This window comes from Burkholderia sp. E168m23 (assembly GCF_016586125.1).
GTDB classification, from domain to species: domain Bacteria; phylum Pseudomonadota; class Gammaproteobacteria; order Burkholderiales; family Burkholderiaceae; genus Burkholderia; species Burkholderia orbicola.
The window spans coordinates 1-2419 of sequence record NZ_BCPP01001024.1 but is presented as its reverse complement, the minus strand read 5'-3'; the positions used below and the strand labels follow the sequence as shown (position 1 = coordinate 2419).

The following is a 2419-nucleotide window of genomic DNA, read 5'->3' as shown; positions in this document are numbered from 1 at the left end:
TTTCGATTACATCGCGGTCGGCAACGTGTCGGCCGCAAAACTTGCCAGAACCAGGATGGCGAAAAGCGTCTACGACGCGTCCTGGTCGTCCTTCCGAAACACGCTCCGCTACAAAGCGATCGCGCACGGAGCGACGTTCGAGGAAGTCGACGAAAGCGGTTCTACCCAGTCCTGTTCGGCGTGCGGGTCGAAAGACAGCACGACGCGGCCGAAAGGTATCGCGGGACTGCGAGTAAGAGAATGGGCCTGCAGTGACTGTGGTGTCGAGCATGATCGTGATATCAACGCTGCGCTGAACATTCTCCGATGCGGACGTGCATCGCCAGGTGTGGGAATCCTCTCCCTTTAGGGAGAGGGGGACGTCAATTCGATTCGATCCTGCCGAGCCGGGCATTCTAGCGAACGCGGCGCCGCCATGTGCAGAGATCGGGCGGTGGACCCGGGAACCCGTGGAAATCCGCCCGACCGACCGGTCGTCGGCCGGCGTTGCGCGCCGGCACACCGCTGTTTCCATCGTTTCGGGTCTGATCGATAATGGCGCCCAGCATCCGGTCGAACATACCAAGTATTCACGGCGCAACCGGGCCGCGCCGTCACAGACCCAAAACGATTCGGGGAAGGTTGCCGCTGGGGCAGCATGTCCTTGACAAGGAAATAACAAAATGGATTTGCTGCGCTTCCTGCTGCTCCTGCCGATTCGCGTGGCGGGCTTCGTCTGGTGGCTGCTCGGCTGTGCGTTGCGGCCGCTGGTCGGCGACGTGTCGTGGACGGCGCCCGCATGGATGGGCGTCACCGCCGCGGCCGTGCGCCGCCGTCCGTGGCATGCCGGCGGCCTCGTGCTGCTCGCGGCTGCGCTCGGTTACGGCGGCTACTGGTTCAAGCATCGCCCGAAGCCGCCCGAGCCTGAAACCGTCGGCTTCACCGTGAAGGCGCCGGCGATCACGACCTACGAGGTCGACGATGCCGACAAGCCGAAGATCACCGTGCACCCGCTGGAAGTGGCGTTCTCGCAATCGGCCGCGCCGATCGAGCAGGTCGGCAAGCCGGCCGGTGACGGCATCGAGATGACGCCGGCGCTGAAGGGCGCGTGGGAGTGGGCCGACGACAAGACGCTGCGCTTCACGCCGGTGGCCGACTGGCCGGTCGGCGCGCACGTCGAGGTGCGCTTCGCCGTGCATCGCGTGTTCGCGCCGCAGGTGACGATGCACGACGACCGTTTCGCGTTCGACGTGCCGGCGTTCGCCGCGACGTTCGGCGACAACCAGTTCTACCAGAACCCCGACAATCCGGCGGAGAAGCAGGCGCTGCTGCAGTTGCGCTTCAACTACCCGGTCGATCCGGCCGAGTTCGAGAAGCGCATCGACCTCGTGCTGGTCGGCCGCGACGGCAAGACCGTGTCGCCGCTGCGCTACACGGTCAACTACGACAAGATGAAGACGAGCGCGTGGGTCCACTCGCAGCCGCTCGAGATTCCGCGCGATCCGCTCGCGGTGCGGCTCGACGTCGACAAGGGCGTGAAGAGCGCGCGCGGCGGCAACGGCACGCCGGACGTGCTGCATGCGTCGGTCGGCGTGCCGGGGCTGTACAGCCTGTCGATCGGCAATATCGCGCCGACGCTGGTCGACAACGAGCGCTACGAGCCCGAGCAGGTGCTCGTCGCGGAAACCTCCGACGGCGTGCGCGGCGCCGACCTGGCCGCACGCGCGAAGGCGTGGGTGTTGCCGAAGCGCAAGCCGGGTGTCGAGCAGGCGGACGACGATCCGCCGTACGAATGGAACGTGGCCGACATCAGCGACGCGGTGCTGAAGCAGTCGAAGCCGCTGCCGCTCGACGTCGTGCCGACCGAGAACGACTTCGCGACGCTGCAGAGCTTCAAGTACCACGCGACGCCGGGCGAGCGCGTCGTCGTGCGCTTCGAGGGCGACCTGAAATCGACCGGCGGCTACCGGCTCGGCGCGCCGGTGACGAACGCCTTCACGGTGCCCGACTATCCGAAGCTGCTGCGCTTCATGGCCGACGGCTCGCTGCTGTCGATGAGCGGCAGCAAGCGGCTGTCGGTCGTGTCGCGCAACCTGCCGGGCATGAAGGTCGAGATCGGCCGCGTGCTGCCCGACCAGATCCAGCATCTCGTGAGCTTCAACAACGGCACGTACGCGCGGCCCGAGCTGTCGTATTCGTTCAGCGAGGATCACATCGTCGAGCGCTTCGTGCAGACCCGCGCGTTCCCGGCCGGCGATCCCGGCCGTGCACATTACGAAGGCATCGACCTCGGCCAGTACCTGAAGGACGGCAAGCGCGGCGTGTTCCTGCTGCATCTGTCGAAGTACGATCCGGCGGCCGAGAAGAAGAAAGCCGACGACGCGAAGGGCAGTGATTCGGCATCGGATGACGGCAGCCAGGATCAGTCCGACAACGCCGA

1 protein-coding gene and 1 pseudogene are annotated in these 2419 nt (G+C 66.1%); both read left to right on the top strand.

Translation table 11 applies throughout. From position 1 onward, the window contains the following. Positions 1-349, top strand: a 349-nt coding sequence (locus tag JMF90_RS33475; protein ID WP_143276743.1) for a zinc ribbon domain-containing protein, incomplete at its 5' end; no start/stop codon positions are given. Positions 350-662: 313 nt separating this feature from the next. Continuing rightward, positions 663-2419, top strand: a pseudogene (locus JMF90_RS33470) (alpha-2-macroglobulin family protein); the annotation flags it as partial.